Here is a 14765-nt window from a genome sequence, read left to right on the forward strand (position 1 = left end):
CAGGCTACTTCGCCTTCGAGATCGTGGTTCTGGCCAGATCCTCGACGACGTCGCAGGAATCGCGGGGGCCGTCGACCACGAAGTTGACGGACCAGTGCACGAAGCCGTCCCCGTTCTCGACTCCGGCCTCGCACGACGCTCCCGACGCCGCGGCGGTGAATCCAGGGTGACCGTCCACATCGATGCGCTCGATGGTGCGACCGACGGCCTCGGCCACGGAACTCTCTCGGTCGATGGGGCTGCCGCGGTACCAGGTGAACATCGCGTACGCGCCGCTCGCGGATTCCCAGCGGCAACGAATGGCGTTCTCGGACACCGCCGTCAGGTCGGATACGGCCGTGAGTTCCTGCACTTCTGCGTCGTCCATCGAGCCGCATTCACCGACGAAGAGTTCTTCGGTGATGGGTCGGTCGGCCGTCTCGGACGTATCCGGACCGGCCTCGGTGGCCGGCGTGTTCGAGCATCCGACCAGCCCGCACGCGACCGCAGCGATCAAGGCTGCAACGGCTCGAGTGCGCACGAACGCGGACTTTACCCACCCTGTCGGGGAGAGGGAGAGCGTTTGACCGAAGTGAGTCACATCAGTAACACCAGCCTCAGGCGTTACCAGATCGATGCGTCGTCGACACGTAAATTTGTAGTTCGCCACGCTAGCGTCCAGCGCAGCGAACCTCGCACTCCACGCGGTGCGAGTCGACAAGGAGGCTGCACCATGATCGATCCCGGAAGTGACTCCTGGAACTACGTGGCCGCGATGTTCTCGTACGAATTTCTCGGGGGCGGAATCGAATACGACACCATCGAGCGCATTCACCGAGGCGAGATCGACGAGTGGGTTCAGGCGCTGACACAGTCCGGGCTCTTCGATCGAGCAGCCATCGCGCAAATTGCCGACTCGTGGCATCAGGCCCCTCGCCAGTTGTTCGACATGCTGGTGCTCGACGCGGACGAAATGACCGCCAGACGGTGCTCGCTGGCGTGGTCCTCGCTGGACCGACTCGCTCCACTTGCTCGCCTGGGCTGAAGACTCGCCCGGGCCGAAGGACGGTCAACTACCGAGCACACGCGTTCCCGACGCATCGACGACGATGGCCTGTTCGTCGGTCAACCCACGGCAGTCGATGCCGTCCCTGCGCAGGCGCTGCATCGTTGCATGCCCCGAATCGTTCTCGTCCAGAACGGAATTCAGGTGCGGGACGATCGAGAAACCGACCAGGCCCAGTCCGGTCCACACCGGATCGACACCTGTCGCGGGCCGAACCTCGCCGGGGTCGTCCGCGTCCTCGACGCCGATCAACGACGGTGCGGCAACACACGCGCCCGCGCTGTATCCGCCGTACACGATCGATCCTCGCCGAACACGCTCGGCGATGACCTCGTCTGCGCCCGAGCGGGCGAGCTGAGCGCGCAGGACGAACGTGTTGCCCCCGCGCACCCACACCGCGCCGAAGTCGTCGAGGGCGCGCTCGAGAGCAGCGGACCGACCCACGTACTCGCGCAGATCCAGCTCGGCAGGCCGATACCCGAGCGCCCGCAGCGGAACGAACTCGCTTGTGAGCGAGGATTCGCGAGCGGCGCGCGGCCACGCGTCCGATGCGTTCGCAATCACGGCGAGATCGGACGGTGGGCCGGTGAGGTCGACGAAAGCCTCGGAGTGGCCACCGAATCGATACGACGACAGGAACAGCTTCATGCTGTCGGATCGCCATCGAGCCGGGCCAACCCGACACGAACGGCGTCTGCAACACGCTCGGGCTCACTCAGACGACGTGTCACGAAGCCGGCCGCGAACCGGAAGCGGTCCCGGTGCCAACGAGGCACCACGTGCAGATGCAGGTGGAAGACCGTCTGAAATGCGGCCTTACCGTCGTTGATCACGAGATTGGCTCCGTCGGCTCGCAGGTCCGAGTGCCGGACCGCGCGCGCCAGCGTGTGCCCGACGCGAAACACGTCTGCGGCCGCGTCCGGGTGGGTCGCGTTCAGATCGGTGGCGTGCTCGCGCGGAACGACGAGCAGGTGGCCGCGAGTGACCGGCCGGATGTCGAGAAACGCGACGGCATGCTCGTTCTCGAACACGCGGTGCGCGGGAGCGTCACCCGCGACGATGGCACAGAAGATGCAAGGTTCCACGGTTGTCACTGTAGGGTCCGTTCATCACCGATAGACCCATATGGTGCGCATCACAATTGCGCTCCCCGTGGCCGAGGAATGTCGAAACGGACTCGATTCAGAACGAATCGGACTGTGTTCCGGGCTACCCGCGGTCTGTCTCCTCTGGCTACTATCAGGGACCTTGTGCCTTGTCGCATGGTTTCGTCCGCTCGTCGCAGGCTCGGAGCCGTTGGTCGATTCGTGGACACCATTCAACGCAGGAAGACGGAGATTTGGATACATCGCAGAGCACTGAGAAGGGTTCGGGATCCACGACTGTCGTCGGTGTGGTTCGGGAATCGGGGGAGGGCGAACGTCGCGTCGCCCTGGTGCCCAAGATCGTTGCCTCCCTGGCGGGCAAGGGCGTCGAGATCGTCGTCGAGTCCGGCGCTGGTCTCGGCGCTCTGATTCCCGACGAGCTGTACGTCGCCGCCGGAGCGACCATCGGTGATCCATGGTCGGCCGACGTCGTGGTGAAGGTCGCGCCGCCGTCCGATGCCGAGATCGCCAAGCTGACGTCGGGTTCGACGCTCATCGGATTTCTGGCACCGCGCAACGCGGAGAACAGCATCGGGGCGTTGAAGGCGGCCGGAGTACAGGCTTTCGCCGTCGAGGCGATCCCGCGGATCTCACGGGCGCAGGTGATGGACGCACTGTCCTCTCAGGCCAACGTCGCCGGCTACAAGGCCGTGCTGTTGGCAGCGTCGGAGTCCACCCGGTTCTTCCCGATGCTCACCACCGCTGCGGGCACCGTCAAGCCCGCCACCGTGCTTGTGCTGGGCGTCGGCGTGGCAGGTCTGCAGGCGCTCGCCACCGCGAAGCGTCTCGGCGGCCGCCCCACCGGATACGACGTGCGTCCGGAGGTGGCGGATCAGGTTCGCTCCGTCGGCGCGCAGTGGCTCGATCTGGGGATCGACGCCGCTGGCGAGGGCGGATACGCGCGTGAGCTGACCGAAGACGAGCGGGTGCAACAGCAGAAGGCTCTCGAAGAGGCCATCAAGGGATTCGACGTGGTCATCACCACCGCGTTGGTTCCCGGACGCCCTGCCCCGCGATTGGTCACGGCCGCGGCCGTCGAGGGCATGAAGCCGGGCAGCGTCGTGGTCGACCTCGCAGGGGAAACCGGTGGCAACTGTGAACTCACCGAGCCCGGCGAGACCGTCGTCAAGCACGACGTCACCATCTGCTCCCCGTTGAACCTCCCGGCCTCGATGCCCGAGCACGCCAGCGAGCTGTACTCGAAGAACATCTCGGCATTGCTCGAACTCATGTTGGTGGACGGCAAGCTCGCTCCGGATTTCTCGGACGAGGTCCTCGCCGGCGCCTGCGTGACACGTGAGAAGGAGAACTGATGTACACCCCGCTGCTCGCGAACATCGCGATCCTGGTGCTGTCCGGGTTCGTCGGCTTCGCGGTGATCTCCAAGGTGCCCAACACCTTGCACACCCCGTTGATGTCGGGAACCAATGCCATCCACGGCATCGTCGTGCTCGGTGCCCTGGTGGTGCTCGGCAAGGTCGAGGATCCGTCCATCGGCCTGCAGGTCATCCTGTTCGTCGCTCTCGTGTTCGGAACGGTCAACGTCATCGGTGGATTCGTGGTCACCGACCGCATGCTCGGCATGTTCAAGTCCAAGCCCGTTCCTGCCAAGGCCACGAAGGGTGCTGACTCCTGATGGACAATCTCGTCAACATTCTCTACATCGTCGCCTTTAGCATGTTCATCTACGGACTGATGGGTCTGACCGGACCGAAGACAGCCGTGCGCGGCAACCAGATCGCCGCTGTCGGCATGTTCCTCGCCGTCGTGGCGACGTTGATCTCTATTCGCGATACCGGAAACTGGATTCTGATCGTCGTCGGCTTGGTCGTCGGCGTCGCGCTCGGTATCCCGCCTGCTCGCCGAGTCAAGATGACCGCGATGCCACAGTTGGTGGCCCTGTTCAACGGCGTCGGCGGTGGAACGGTTGCGCTGATCGCGTGGGCGGAATTCCTCGACACGTCGGGATTCTCGAACTTCAAGCACGGTGAATCGCCGACGGTCCACATCGTCATCGGGTCGCTGTTCGCGGCCATCATCGGGTCGATCTCGTTCTGGGGATCGCTGATCGCGTTCCTCAAGCTGCAGGAGACCCTGCCCGGCTCGCCCATCACCATCGGAAAGTTGCAGCAGCCGCTCAATGCTCTGCTGCTGATCGGTGCTGTGGCCGCCGCCGTGGTCATCGGCATCAACGCCACTCCGGGCGGCGGGGTGTCGCAGTGGTGGATCGTGGCGGTTCTCGTTCTCGCCGGAATTCTCGGTCTAACGGTGGTGCTGCCCATCGGCGGCGCTGACATGCCGGTCGTCATCTCGCTGCTCAACGCTCTGACCGGTCTGTCTGCGGCGGCCGCAGGCCTGGCGCTCAACAACACTGCGATGATCGTCGCCGGCATGATCGTCGGCGCGTCCGGCACGATCCTGACCAACCTGATGGCCAAGGCCATGAACCGTTCCATTCCGGCGATCGTCGCCGGTGGATTCGGCGGGGGCGACGCTGCTGCAGGTCCTGCGGGTGCAGGCGGCGGAACGGCGAAGGCCACCTCCGCAGCCGACGCTGCCATCCAGATGGCGTACGCCAACCAGGTCATCGTCGTTCCCGGATACGGCCTCGCCGTCGCGCAGGCGCAGCACGCGGTCAAGGACATGGCCAAGCTGCTGGAGTCGAAGGGCGTCGAGGTCAAGTACGCCATTCACCCCGTCGCCGGTCGCATGCCCGGGCACATGAACGTGCTCCTTGCCGAAGCCGACGTCGCCTACGACGCGATGAAGGAGATGGACGACATCAACGACGAGTTCGCCCGTACCGACGTCACGTTGGTCATCGGCGCGAACGACGTGACCAATCCGGCGGCGCGCAACGACCCGTCGAGCCCGATTCACGGGATGCCGATCCTGAACGTGGATCAGTCGAAGTCGGTCATCGTCCTCAAGCGATCCATGTCCTCGGGCTTCGCAGGCATCGAGAACCCGCTGTTCTTCGCCGAGGGCACCTCGATGCTGTTCGGTGACGCGAAGAAGTCGGTATCCGAGGTGACCGAGGAGCTCAAAGCTCTCTAGTCACGACCTCGTAGCAACGCAGAATGGGGCGCTCCCGATGTCAACGGGAGCGCCCCGTCTTGCGTCGAACGGCCAGAGCGGCCGTGTCGATCGGGTTGCGGGCTTCACGGGCAGCTGCATCGGGCGAGAAGAGCATGACGATCGAGCACGCCGGCCACCACACGAACACGATCGATGCGGCGCTCACGATCCCGGTGACGGACGCGGATCCGGCGATCAGGGCGGCCGCCGCCACCGCGAGTGTTGCGACCGTTCCCAGACCGAGGATCACGGGCCGCCACGCCGCGGACGCCACCATGGATGCAGCTCCGAGCAGCGAGGCCACGGCGACGAGTTGACCGCTCGGAAGGTCTGCGGACGGCATCGACGCTCCCATGATCTCGCGAGCGATCGCACTGGTGACGACGGCACCGACGGTGCAGGCGATCACCACCCCGATTCCGTACGGCAGCTTGCGTATCAGCGCCACGACGGCGAGCGCGGCTACGGCGATCAACACCGCGGTCACATCGATCGCATCGAGCAGATGAGCGGCCAGTGCCGCGGCCGGGGTCGATTCCCAGGACGTCGTGGTTGCGATGTGCGGTGCCCACATCAGGAAGATCGGCAGCAGGACCGCAGAGGCACCTGACACGGCCGAGCGCGCAACGACGGCTCGCCTGCGTCTGCGGCTCGAGGTGCTGGACGGCAGCGCAGTCGTCTCTGCGTCGGTCGACGCGCGAATCGGTCCGGAGTCCAGGCTCGGTGGTGACATGGGTGCCACGGTGCCAGAACCTGCTGAACGGCGGATGTGAGGAACTTGGGAACCGGCTGATCATTGCTCTGGTAACGATTCGATCACACCGGGTCGCGTGTGCGGAACCGTGAATTGTCGAGGAGCAGAGTCTGCGCCGTCAAATTCTGGAAGTTTGTTTCAGCGCCATATTCAGGTGCGCGACCATGTTTGCATGCGTGGCAGCAATCCTCTGACCTGGAACGGAGCGGGGTGGATTCGATTCGGTGGTGCTCATGTCCGAGTGTCGAACAGCACCCCGGGTCGGCCCTCGGCCCTCTCAGCTGGGCATTTGTCCTCGCATTGTTCCCCATCACAGCAGTTCGTAAAGCGAACTATGACTTCGTTGCAAAGCGTTGATCGGATGGGTAAAACTGTGTGACGATACTCACATAGTCCAGTTCACCCTGGGCGAGACCCACCGGAAGGGCGTAGTTTCAGCCGCATCGGAAACCCGCATTCGACCGTTACAGCCCAAACGATAACGATCTGGAAACGGACCGTGCTACCCGTCGTAACCCGTAGCCACGGGGTATTCGACAACTACGGACGCCGGACACTCGAAGGAGAAGAACATGACCGCAATGTCTCAGGGACAGCTCGACATGGTCCGCGCCTTCTTTTGCAACGAGTTCGAGGCGGACTCCCTCGATCGATCCACGGTGCCCGAGCCCACCGCCGAGGCCGTCGCCGAGTGGATCGATGCACTGACCAACAGCGGCCTCTTCGCTCCGGCCGAGGTGCGCAACATCTCCTCGGTGTGGGCGGCAGAACCGGAGACGTTGGTCGCAATGCTGATCGGTGAAGTGGACGAAATCGCCGTCAAGCGCGGCGCAGCGGTGCCGGCCGCAGTACCTGCCGCACCGGATCTGGTCCCCGCGTTCGTGCGCGCCAGCTGACACGCCCCGAGCCCGGAGTCTTTCGCACCAGGGCAGGTTCCGCTTCGCTACTATCGGTCGAATTCCGGTGACGGCAGGCGACAACGGTGTCGCGCGGCGAAGTGAGGGTTCTGTATGGGCGCAGTGGGACTGGACGAAGACGCAGTATCGACCTGGATCGCAGGATTGGGGATAGGCGCAACCTCGCCCCTCACCTTTCAGCGGATCGGCAACGGTCAGTCCAATCTCACCTACGCCGTCCGCGACGCCGGTGGCAGTAACTGGGTGCTTCGACGTCCACCACTGGGGCATCTGCTGGCCTCCGCACACGATGTCGTGCGCGAACACCGAATTCTGTCCGGCCTGCAGAACACGGCGGTGCCGGTTCCGAAGATGATTGCGATCACCGAGGATCCTTCGGTGTCCGAGGTCCCGCTCGTGCTGATGAGTTTCGTCGACGGGATCGTCGTCGACTCGGTGGCGGCAGCCGAACAACTCGACCCCGATCACCGACGCCGCATCGGACTCGGCCTCACGGTGGCGCTGTCCGACATCCACCGCGTCGATCTCGACTCCGCGGGTCTGGCAGATCTTGCCAGTCACAAACCGTACGCCGCTCGCCAACTCGCCCGGTGGACGAATCAGTGGCAATCCTCGCGCACTCGCGACGTACCCGGTATCGATTCGCTGGCAACTCGATTGGCAGCGGGGATTCCTCCGCAGCACGAGGTGGCCCTGGTGCACGGAGACTTCCACCTGAGCAACGTCATCACGGCCCGCGAAGACGGCCGTGTCGCGGCGGTCGTCGACTGGGAACTGTGCACACTCGGAGATCCGTTGGCGGACCTCGGCGGTCTGCTGGCCTACTGGCCGCAAGCCGACGACGGGGTCGCCGGTCCGTTCATGGCGTCGACTCTGCCGGGCTTTCCCACCAGGGCCGAGCTTGTCGAGTCGTATGCGCAGCACACCGGGCGCGACGTCTCCGACGTCGGATTCTGGCAGGTGTTGGCACTGTGGAAGCTCTCGATCATCGCCGAAGGCGTCATGCGCCGGATGGAAGCCGACTCGCGAAACCGGGCCGTGGCAGGCGGGCCGACCACGACGCTCATCGACGACATAGTCACCAGGGCATTGCGTACGGCCGACGAGATCGGCCTGTAGTCGGTCAGCTCGACGCGGTCCCGATCACCAAAGTGCGCGCTGCGCTCTCGATTTCGGGCGGAATCGCCACCGGCTTACGGGTGACCCCATCGACGTACACGTGTACGAATCGACCCCTCGCCGCCAACTCCAACGCATCGTCGCCGGCCTCGCGGAACAACCCGAGCGAGTACACGATGCTTCGGGTGCCCAGCCTCTCGACGGCCAGGCCCACCTGAAGTCGATCCGGGAAGCTCAACTCGGACAGGTAGCGGCACGAGGTTTCGGCGACGACACCGATCGCCGGCAGTGTCCGGATATCGAGTCCGGTCGTCTCCATCAACCAACCGTTGACGGCGGTATCGAAATACGCGTAGTAGGTGACGTTGTTGACGTGGCCGTAGTGGTCGTTGTCGTCCCATCGCGTCGTCACGGGCCACAGAGCCGGAAAGTCCGATGCGTGCGACAATTCCGGCCCTGGGTTCACCTGATCGGTCATGAACGTGACCCTAACCAGTGGCGTCGGAAGCGGACGTCGCCGGGGACTGCCGACGCAGGATCGCTCGGACCACCAGCCCGACGACCAAGGCCCAGAATGCGGAGCCGATTCCTGCGAACGTCAGGCCGGAAGCGGCGACGAGGAACGTCAGAACGGTCGCCTCCCTGTCCGACGCATGTTCGAGTGCACCGAACAGCGACGCGGCGAGAGTTGCCAACAAGGCAAGTCCGGCAACGGTTTCGACCACGCCTGCAGGCGCTGCGGCAACCAGGGTCGCCAGGGCCGCGGACGCCAGCGCCAGCACCAGATACGAGGAGCCGGCGGAGAACGCCGCGACCCATCGCCGCTTCGGGTCCGGATGGGCACCGGGATTCGCCGCGAGCGCAGCGCTGATCGCCGCGAGGTTGATCGTGTGCCCACCCGCGAAAGCGCCGAGGACGGTTCCGGTTCCGGTGACGGTCATCGACGCACGCCAAGGAATTCGGTAGCCGAACGACGCCATGACGGTGGTGCCCGGGATGTTCTGCGACGCCATGGTGACGATGTACAGCGGCACTGCGATACCGACGGTCGCCTGCCACGTCCAGTGCGGAATCGTCCAGTCGATCCGAGGAATCAGATCGGAGGCCGCGATGGGTGTGCCGCCGCCGATCAAGTCCGCTGCGATGACTGCAGCTGCCGCGAGGAACGCAGCGGGCACCGCCCAGCGCGCGTTGAAGCGAAGTACCAGCAGCCAGACGAGTACCACCGGAGCTATCCGGGCGGGGGAGTCGGCAAATGCAACGACCGGTGCCGCGCACAGCGGCAGCAGCACTCCGGCCAACATCGCCTGAGCGAGTGGTATCGGGATCTTCGAGACCACGGCACCGAGTCGTGGCCACAGGCCGGTCAGGACGATCAGCACCCCAACAGTGACGAACGAACCCACTGCGGCGGGCCACCCTCCGACCACCATGCCGGTTCCGGCGAGCAGCGCAGCGCCCGGCGTCGACCACGCCAGCGTGATGGGCTGTCTGTATCTGCGCGCGAGCCACATCATGCCCACGGCCTGGGTGACACACAGCGCCAGCAATCCGGAGGCCGCCTCGGTCGGGCTTGCCCCTACCGCCCGCAGGCCCGTCAGCACGACGGCGAACGAGCTGGTGAAGCCGACCAGTGATGCCACGATTCCCGCGCTGACGGGGGTCGAGAGCGGCGTCGGTCTGTCGGCGGCGTCGGCAGTGGTCACGACTGACGATGATGCACTGTGGGCCGTCGCCTGTCGCGTCGTTTCCCGTCGCGCCGGGTCGGCGCTCGGAGTCGGTGGCCGAACGCTGTCGGGGCACGGTCGACGTGACGTAGTCTTTGGGTTGGACCGGACCAGTCCGTACCGCTGGGTCGGCGAGTGACGGAAAGGCCGGCGCAGTGGTGATGCCCGTACATCTGAGGGACAGTCAAGTCCCGAAGCACGAACAGCTTCGCGCGATTCTGCTGCACCGCTGCACCAAGGAGTTGCAACCCGGCGATCTGATGCCCAGCGAGCGAAAACTGATGGAGGACTACGGCGTCAGCCGCATCACCGTCCGCGAGGCCATCGGCCAGCTCGTCAACGACGGACACCTGGTTCGGGTGCGTGGCAAGGGCACGTTCGTGGCCAGTCGCACCGTTCAGTCTCGTTTGCACCTGGCGTCGTTCTCGGAGGAGATGCGCGCGCAAGGATTGACGCCTACCACGGTGGTGCTGTTCGCACGGCTCGAAAGCCCTTCGGCGGCAACGACTCGTGCCCTCGGCCTGGCCGACGGCGAACAGACCTACCACGTCAAGCGCCTCCGGCTCGCCGACGCCGAACCGGTCAGCGTCGACGACGCGTGGTACCGGGCTTCCCTGCTCCCCGGCCTGATCGAGCACGACCTGAGCAAATCGGTGTACGAGGCCGTGCAGATCCACTACGGGTTGACCATCGACCGGGCCGAGCAGACAGTCAAAGCCACTGCGGCCGACAGCGATATCGCCACTCTGCTCGGCACCAAGCGCGGTGCCCCCGTGCTGTATTTCGACCGCGTCTCCTTCAGCGGCGACGAGCCGCTCGAACACACCGAGAGCTGGTACCGCTGCGATCGGTATCAACTGTCGATGGAAGTCGAAGGCGGGCGGCGCACCCCGCAGCGTCGGTGAGATCAGGGCAGCTCGAACAGAAGATCGCCCACTGCCACGGTGTTGTCGATGCTTGCACTGGTGACCGAATCCGGCTTCGAGTCCATCAGTACCACCGGAACGACATCCGAGTAGCCTGCCGCCGCGATCGCTGCGGGATCGTAGGTGACGACGAGGTCGCCGGCCTGGATTCGATCACCCTCTGCGGCAACGAGTTCGAAGCCCGCGCCCTTCATCTTCACGGTGTCGATGCCGATGTGCACCAACACGCCCGCCTTGTCCTCGGTGAAGACGACGAACGCGTGCGGATGGAGTTTGAGGATCGTGCCTGCGACCGGTGACCGAACCTCGACGGCCCCGTCGCTCGGAGCCGGGCGTAGCGCGACACCGGAGCCGACCATCTGCGCCGAGAACACCGGGTCCGGCACATCGGCGAGCGAGATGACCTGCCCGGCAACCGGGCTGAGGATCGCCCGTGCGCTCACAGGATGTCGCCGATGTCTTCTGCGAGCGTGTCCGCTTCGGGGCCGACGATGACCTGAACGGCGGTTCCCTTGTGAAACACGCCGTGGGCACCTGCCGCCTTGAGCGCCGCCTCGTTCACCAACGACCCGTCCTTCACCTCGGTGCGCAGTCGAGTGATGCACGCTTCGATCTCGACGATGTTGTCGGCACCGCCGAGGCCTTCGACGATCGCGTCCGCTTTGGACATGTGGATTCTCGCTTTCTGTCGGCTTGTATCTGTCGGGTGGATCACACGGCCGGGTTGACACGAGCCTGCCACCTGGCCAAACTACAACTGGTAATGACCGGACAGTACCCCTGATGGCATCCGGTCACAACAGAGAAATCGCCCCCGAAGGACCAGCCTCGAAGAGAAGGTCGCCATGACCCCGAAGAAGACGGACTCGATCGATACCGAGCCGAAGAAGGAATCACGATCATTGGCCGGGCTGCAGCGGTTCGGTCGCAGCCTCATGCTGCCGATCGCTGTTCTGCCTGCCGCCGGAATTCTCCTGCGGCTCGGTCAGGACGACCTGCTGGGGAGATTCAGCGCACTGGAGACCACTGCTGCGGTCATCTCCGCCGCCGGTCAGTCGGTTTTCACCTGGCTTCCCCTCATCTTCGCGGTCGGTATCGCCATCGGCTGGGCGAAGAAGTCCGACGGTTCGACGGCGCTCGCAGCGGTGGTCGGCTACATGGTGATGAACGGCGTCTTCACGGCAATGTCGCCGGTCGTGCTCGACGGAGAGTTCGATGCCAACGGTGACCCCGCCGTGATCGACTACGGCGTGTTGGCAGGCATCGTCATCGGACTGCTCTCGGCAATTCTCTGGCAGCGTTTCTATCGCCAGAAGCTGCCGGACTATCTCGGCTTCTTCAGCGGCCGTCGTCTGGTGCCGATCATGACGGCGATCACCGGTCTCGTCGTCGCCGTGATCATGTCGTTCGTGTACCCACTCTTCTACAGCGCTCTCCAATGGGTGGGCAACACCGTCGCCGACCACAGTGTGGTGGGCAGCGGAATCTACGGCTTCGCCAACCGCATGCTCATTCCCACCGGGCTGCACCACATTCTGAACTCCGTCGTCTGGTTCCTGGTGGGGGACTACCAGGATGCAAGCGGTCAATTGGTCCGCGGCGATCTGAACCGGTTCTTCGCCGGCGACCCGTCCGCCGGAGTGTTCATGACCGGATTCTTCCCGATCATGATGTTCGCCCTTCCCGCTGCGGCATTCGCGATCTACCGCAATGCCAAGCCGTCGCAGAAGAAGATCGTCGGCGGAATCATGTTGTCCACCGGCCTGACTGCCTTCGTCACCGGGATCACCGAGCCGCTCGAGTACTCGTTCATGTTCGTGGCCTGGCCGCTCTACATCATCCACGCGGTGTTGACCGGAACCTCGATGGCGTTGACCAATGCCCTCGGAATCCATGACGGTTTCTTCTTCTCCGCCGGTGGCATCGACTACCTGCTGAACTACGGAATCGCCACCAAGGCTTGGCTGCTCATTCCGATCGGCCTGGTGTACGCGGTGATCTACTACTTCCTGTTCAGCTTCGTCATCAAGAAGTGGAACCTGCGCACCCCCGGACGTGAGGACGACGCCGTGCTCGAACCCGACCGAGCATGACCGCATCCACTGCGACGACGCACCGCGGACGGGTCGTCACGCGCGACCGGGTGATCGAGGACGGCGTCGTCGCGTCGACGGGAGACCGGATCTCGTGGGTCGGGCCGACATCGGCGTGGCCCGGTGAGGCCGTCCCGCAAACGAATTCGACGATCCTCCCGGGGTTGGTCGATCTGCACTGCCACGGTGGAGCTGGAACGTCGTTTCCCGATTCACCGGCCGTCGATCTCATGACGGCGGTACGGCATCACCGCTATCGCGGGACCACGACGATGCTCGCCTCACTGGTGTCGGCACCGCCGGATCGGCTGATCGCGCAGACGTCGCTGTTGGCCGATCTGTACGAATCCGGTGACATCGCAGGCGTCCACCTCGAGGGGCCGTTTCTCGCCGTCGCACGCTGCGGCGCACAGGATCCGGCCTCGCTGCGCAGCGGAGATCCCGGACTGCTCCGCGACATACTGGACGCGGGCCGCGGCGCGGTGCGGTCGATGACCCTGGCGCCCGAGATCGACGGGTTCCCCGTCATCGCAGAGATGTTGCGGGAGAACGGAATACTTCCCAGCATCGGGCACACGGACGCCGACGCGCTCACCACTCGACGCGGTATCGAGTCGTTGGGGGACGGCCCCATGACTGCAACACATCTGTTCAACGGAATGCCGACCTGGCATCATCGGTCGCCGGGCCCGGTGAGCGAATGCCTGGCGGCCGCGGCGCGCAGCATGATGGTGCTCGAATTGATCGGCGACGGAGTGCATCTCGCCGACGAGACCGTGCGTGCGGTGTTCGATCTCGTCGGTGGCGCACGGATCGCACTGGTGTCCGACGCGATGGCCGCAGCCGGCATGCCGGACGGTCGCTATCGACTCGGACCACTGGATGTGACCGTCCGCCACGCGGTTGCACGGTTGTCCCGCGACGCAGACAACGAGACCGCTCCGATCGCGGGCGGAACCGCTACCGTGCTGGACCTGGTGCGCCGAGCCGTGCTGGACGCCGGCGTGCCCCTGGTCGAGGCCGTGCGGGCTGCATCGTCGACTCCGGCGGCCTCGATCGGCCTCGACTCCGAGATCGGTTGCCTCGAAGAGGGCATGAGAGCTGACGTCCTGGTGGTCGACGCGGCGTTCGAGCCACTGCAGGTGATCAGAGGCGGAACTGCAATCGGAGAGGACAGCTAGATGGAGGTAGTGATCCTCGAGGGGGTCGACGCAGTGGATCGAACGGCCGCCGACATCGTCGAACGAGTGGTGCGAGCCGGTCCGGCTGTACTGGGACTGGCGACCGGGTCGACCCCGGTGGGCACTTATCGCGAATTGGCTCGACGGCATCGGGAGGACGGCCTGTCGTTCGCGCTTTGTCGCGCCTTCCTCCTCGACGAGTACATCGGACTGGCGAAAGCCGCTGAGCAGTCGTACTTCTCGTTCATTCGAGACAACTTCGTCGACCACGTCGACCTGGACGACGCCGCGGTGTTCTCGCCCGACGGCGAAGCGGACGACATAGCGGCAGAGGCGCAGCGGTACGACGCCGCGATCGCGGCCGCAGGTGGCGTCGATGTCCAGATCCTCGGAATCGGCACCGACGGGCACATCGGCTTCAACGAGCCCGGATCCTCACTGAAGTCGCGGACGCGGGTGAAGACGCTGACCGAACAGACGCGCGTCGACAATGCCCGGTTCTTCGATTCTCCCGAGGACGTACCGCATCACGTACTGACGCAGGGGCTGGGCACCATCGACGAGGCGCGCCACCTCGTGTTGATCGCAACGGGGGAGTCGAAAGCGGACGCGGTGGCGGCGGCCGTCGAGGGACCGCTGTCGGCGTACTGTCCGGCGTCGGCCATTCAATGGCACCCGCACGCAACGGTGCTGTTGGACGAGGCCGCGGCGTCGTCGCTCGCACTCGCGGAGTACTACCGGTACGCCTACACCAACAAGCCCCGGTGGCAGCACCTGTGA

General features: G+C 64.9%; 18 protein-coding genes. 10 read left to right on the forward strand and 8 right to left on the reverse strand.

Annotation, left to right across the window (positions count from 1 at the left end):
• Positions 1 to 4: 4 nt before the first annotated feature.
• Positions 5 to 520 (reverse strand): DUF3558 domain-containing protein, encoded by a 516-nt coding sequence (locus CH283_RS09720; RefSeq protein WP_068282542.1) that lies wholly within the window; start codon positions 518 to 520, stop codon positions 5 to 7.
• Between the two features lie 192 nt (positions 521 to 712).
• Here CH283_RS09720 and CH283_RS09725 point away from each other — a divergent pair, with 192 nt between their 5' ends.
• Positions 713 to 1024, forward strand: coding sequence for a hypothetical protein (locus tag CH283_RS09725; protein ID WP_068048371.1), 312 nt, complete (start codon positions 713 to 715; stop codon positions 1022 to 1024).
• A gap of 24 nt (positions 1025 to 1048) precedes the next feature.
• On the opposite strand, the gene CH283_RS09730 is transcribed toward CH283_RS09725, so the two are convergent.
• Together CH283_RS09730 and CH283_RS09735 are read right to left on the reverse strand one after the other, a co-directional pair.
• Positions 1049 to 1693, reverse strand: a complete 645-nt coding sequence (locus CH283_RS09730; protein WP_094638598.1) for a Type 1 glutamine amidotransferase-like domain-containing protein — start codon at positions 1691 to 1693, stop codon at positions 1049 to 1051.
• On the reverse strand, positions 1690 to 2139 hold the full coding sequence (locus CH283_RS09735) for an HIT family protein (protein ID WP_373557623.1): 450 nt from the start codon (positions 2137 to 2139) through the stop codon (positions 1690 to 1692). The genes CH283_RS09730 and CH283_RS09735 overlap by 4 nt, the downstream gene beginning before the upstream one ends.
• Positions 2140 to 2384: 245 nt before the next feature.
• On the opposite strand from CH283_RS09735, the gene CH283_RS09740 reads away from it, so the two are divergent.
• The 3 genes from CH283_RS09740 to CH283_RS09750 are packed head-to-tail and all read left to right on the forward strand — an operon-like array spanning position 2385 to position 5247.
• Positions 2385 to 3503: a Re/Si-specific NAD(P)(+) transhydrogenase subunit alpha gene (locus CH283_RS09740; protein ID WP_068048363.1), complete on the forward strand. Its 1119-nt coding sequence runs from the start codon at positions 2385 to 2387 to the stop codon at positions 3501 to 3503.
• Positions 3503 to 3826: an NAD(P) transhydrogenase subunit alpha gene (locus CH283_RS09745; protein ID WP_068048360.1), complete on the forward strand. Its 324-nt coding sequence runs from the start codon at positions 3503 to 3505 to the stop codon at positions 3824 to 3826. The genes CH283_RS09740 and CH283_RS09745 overlap by 1 nt, the downstream gene beginning before the upstream one ends.
• On the forward strand, positions 3826 to 5247 hold the full coding sequence (locus CH283_RS09750) for an NAD(P)(+) transhydrogenase (Re/Si-specific) subunit beta (RefSeq protein ID WP_094638596.1): 1422 nt from the start codon (positions 3826 to 3828) through the stop codon (positions 5245 to 5247). Before CH283_RS09745 ends, CH283_RS09750 begins: the two co-directional genes overlap by 1 nt.
• 40 nt (positions 5248 to 5287) lie before the next feature.
• On the opposite strand, the gene CH283_RS09755 is transcribed toward CH283_RS09750, so the two are convergent.
• Positions 5288 to 6001: a hypothetical protein gene (locus CH283_RS09755; RefSeq protein WP_094638595.1), complete on the reverse strand. Its 714-nt coding sequence runs from the start codon at positions 5999 to 6001 to the stop codon at positions 5288 to 5290.
• 593 nt (positions 6002 to 6594) lie between these two features.
• Between CH283_RS09755 and CH283_RS09760 the strand changes: the two genes are divergently transcribed.
• Both CH283_RS09760 and CH283_RS09765 read left to right on the forward strand, forming a co-directional pair.
• Positions 6595 to 6918 (forward strand): hypothetical protein, encoded by a 324-nt coding sequence (locus tag CH283_RS09760; RefSeq protein WP_068048355.1) that lies wholly within the window; start codon positions 6595 to 6597, stop codon positions 6916 to 6918.
• Positions 6919 to 7032: 114 nt separating this feature from the next.
• A complete protein-coding gene (locus CH283_RS09765) occupies positions 7033 to 8058 on the forward strand; it encodes a phosphotransferase family protein (protein WP_094638594.1) in 1026 nt (341 codons plus the stop codon).
• 4 nt (positions 8059 to 8062) lie between these two features.
• On the opposite strand, the gene CH283_RS09770 is transcribed toward CH283_RS09765, so the two are convergent.
• Both CH283_RS09770 and CH283_RS09775 read right to left on the reverse strand, forming a co-directional pair.
• Positions 8063 to 8536: an acyl-CoA thioesterase gene (locus CH283_RS09770; protein ID WP_068048350.1), complete on the reverse strand. Its 474-nt coding sequence runs from the start codon at positions 8534 to 8536 to the stop codon at positions 8063 to 8065.
• Positions 8537 to 8546: 10 nt separating this feature from the next.
• A complete protein-coding gene (locus CH283_RS09775; RefSeq protein ID WP_094638593.1) occupies positions 8547 to 9764 on the reverse strand; it encodes a benzoate/H(+) symporter BenE family transporter in 1218 nt (405 codons plus the stop codon).
• Between the two features lie 182 nt (positions 9765 to 9946).
• Here CH283_RS09775 and CH283_RS09780 point away from each other — a divergent pair, with 182 nt between their 5' ends.
• A complete protein-coding gene (locus CH283_RS09780; RefSeq protein ID WP_176460457.1) occupies positions 9947 to 10690 on the forward strand; it encodes a GntR family transcriptional regulator in 744 nt (247 codons plus the stop codon).
• A 2-nt stretch (positions 10691 to 10692) separates the two neighbouring features.
• On the opposite strand, the gene CH283_RS09785 is transcribed toward CH283_RS09780, so the two are convergent.
• Positions 10693 to 11154 carry a PTS sugar transporter subunit IIA gene (locus tag CH283_RS09785; protein WP_094638592.1) on the reverse strand — a complete coding sequence of 154 codons (462 nt, stop codon included), beginning with the start codon at positions 11152 to 11154 and terminating at the stop codon, positions 10693 to 10695.
• Complete coding sequence (locus CH283_RS09790) at positions 11151 to 11381, reverse strand: glucose PTS transporter subunit EIIB (RefSeq protein ID WP_032393491.1); 231 nt, start codon at positions 11379 to 11381, stop codon at positions 11151 to 11153. The genes CH283_RS09785 and CH283_RS09790 overlap by 4 nt, the downstream gene beginning before the upstream one ends.
• A 175-nt stretch (positions 11382 to 11556) precedes the next feature.
• Here CH283_RS09790 and CH283_RS09795 point away from each other — a divergent pair, with 175 nt between their 5' ends.
• Genes CH283_RS09795 through nagB form a run of 3 tightly spaced genes read left to right on the forward strand, consistent with a single transcriptional unit; the run spans position 11557 to position 14765 of the window.
• On the forward strand, positions 11557 to 12804 hold the full coding sequence (locus CH283_RS09795) for a PTS transporter subunit EIIC (RefSeq protein ID WP_094638591.1): 1248 nt from the start codon (positions 11557 to 11559) through the stop codon (positions 12802 to 12804).
• Positions 12801 to 13985, forward strand: a complete 1185-nt coding sequence (locus CH283_RS09800; protein ID WP_176460458.1) for an N-acetylglucosamine-6-phosphate deacetylase — start codon at positions 12801 to 12803, stop codon at positions 13983 to 13985. The genes CH283_RS09795 and CH283_RS09800 overlap by 4 nt, the downstream gene beginning before the upstream one ends.
• Complete coding sequence (gene nagB / locus CH283_RS09805; RefSeq protein ID WP_094638590.1) at positions 13986 to 14765, forward strand: glucosamine-6-phosphate deaminase; 780 nt, start codon at positions 13986 to 13988, stop codon at positions 14763 to 14765.

Origin of the sequence: Rhodococcus sp. 05-2254-2 (genome assembly GCF_002259095.1) — a bacterium.
Taxonomy (GTDB): Bacteria; Actinomycetota; Actinomycetes; order Mycobacteriales; family Mycobacteriaceae; genus Rhodococcoides.

Bases quoted from the DNA above. Each gene is read 5' to 3' on its own strand.
- CH283_RS09725 (WP_068048371.1), top strand. From the start codon at position 713: ATGATCGATCCCGGAAGTGACTCCTGGAACTACGTGGCCGCGATGTTC.
- CH283_RS09730 (WP_094638598.1), bottom strand. From the start codon at position 1,693: ATGAAGCTGTTCCTGTCGTCGTATCGATTCGGTGGCCACTCCGAGGCT.
- CH283_RS09745 (WP_068048360.1), top strand. From the start codon at position 3,503: ATGTACACCCCGCTGCTCGCGAACATCGCGATCCTGGTGCTGTCCGGG.
- CH283_RS09750 (WP_094638596.1), top strand. From the start codon at position 3,826: ATGGACAATCTCGTCAACATTCTCTACATCGTCGCCTTTAGCATGTTC.
- CH283_RS09755 (WP_094638595.1), bottom strand. From the start codon at position 6,001: ATGTCACCACCGAGCCTGGACTCCGGACCGATTCGCGCGTCGACCGAC.
- CH283_RS09760 (WP_068048355.1), top strand. From the start codon at position 6,595: ATGACCGCAATGTCTCAGGGACAGCTCGACATGGTCCGCGCCTTCTTT.
- CH283_RS09765 (WP_094638594.1), top strand. From the start codon at position 7,033: ATGGGCGCAGTGGGACTGGACGAAGACGCAGTATCGACCTGGATCGCA.
- CH283_RS09770 (WP_068048350.1), bottom strand. From the start codon at position 8,536: ATGACCGATCAGGTGAACCCAGGGCCGGAATTGTCGCACGCATCGGAC.
- CH283_RS09780 (WP_176460457.1), top strand. From the start codon at position 9,947: ATGCCCGTACATCTGAGGGACAGTCAAGTCCCGAAGCACGAACAGCTT.
- CH283_RS09790 (WP_032393491.1), bottom strand. From the start codon at position 11,381: ATGTCCAAAGCGGACGCGATCGTCGAAGGCCTCGGCGGTGCCGACAAC.
- CH283_RS09795 (WP_094638591.1), top strand. From the start codon at position 11,557: ATGACCCCGAAGAAGACGGACTCGATCGATACCGAGCCGAAGAAGGAA.
- CH283_RS09800 (WP_176460458.1), top strand. From the start codon at position 12,801: ATGACCGCATCCACTGCGACGACGCACCGCGGACGGGTCGTCACGCGC.
- nagB (WP_094638590.1), top strand. From the start codon at position 13,986: ATGGAGGTAGTGATCCTCGAGGGGGTCGACGCAGTGGATCGAACGGCC.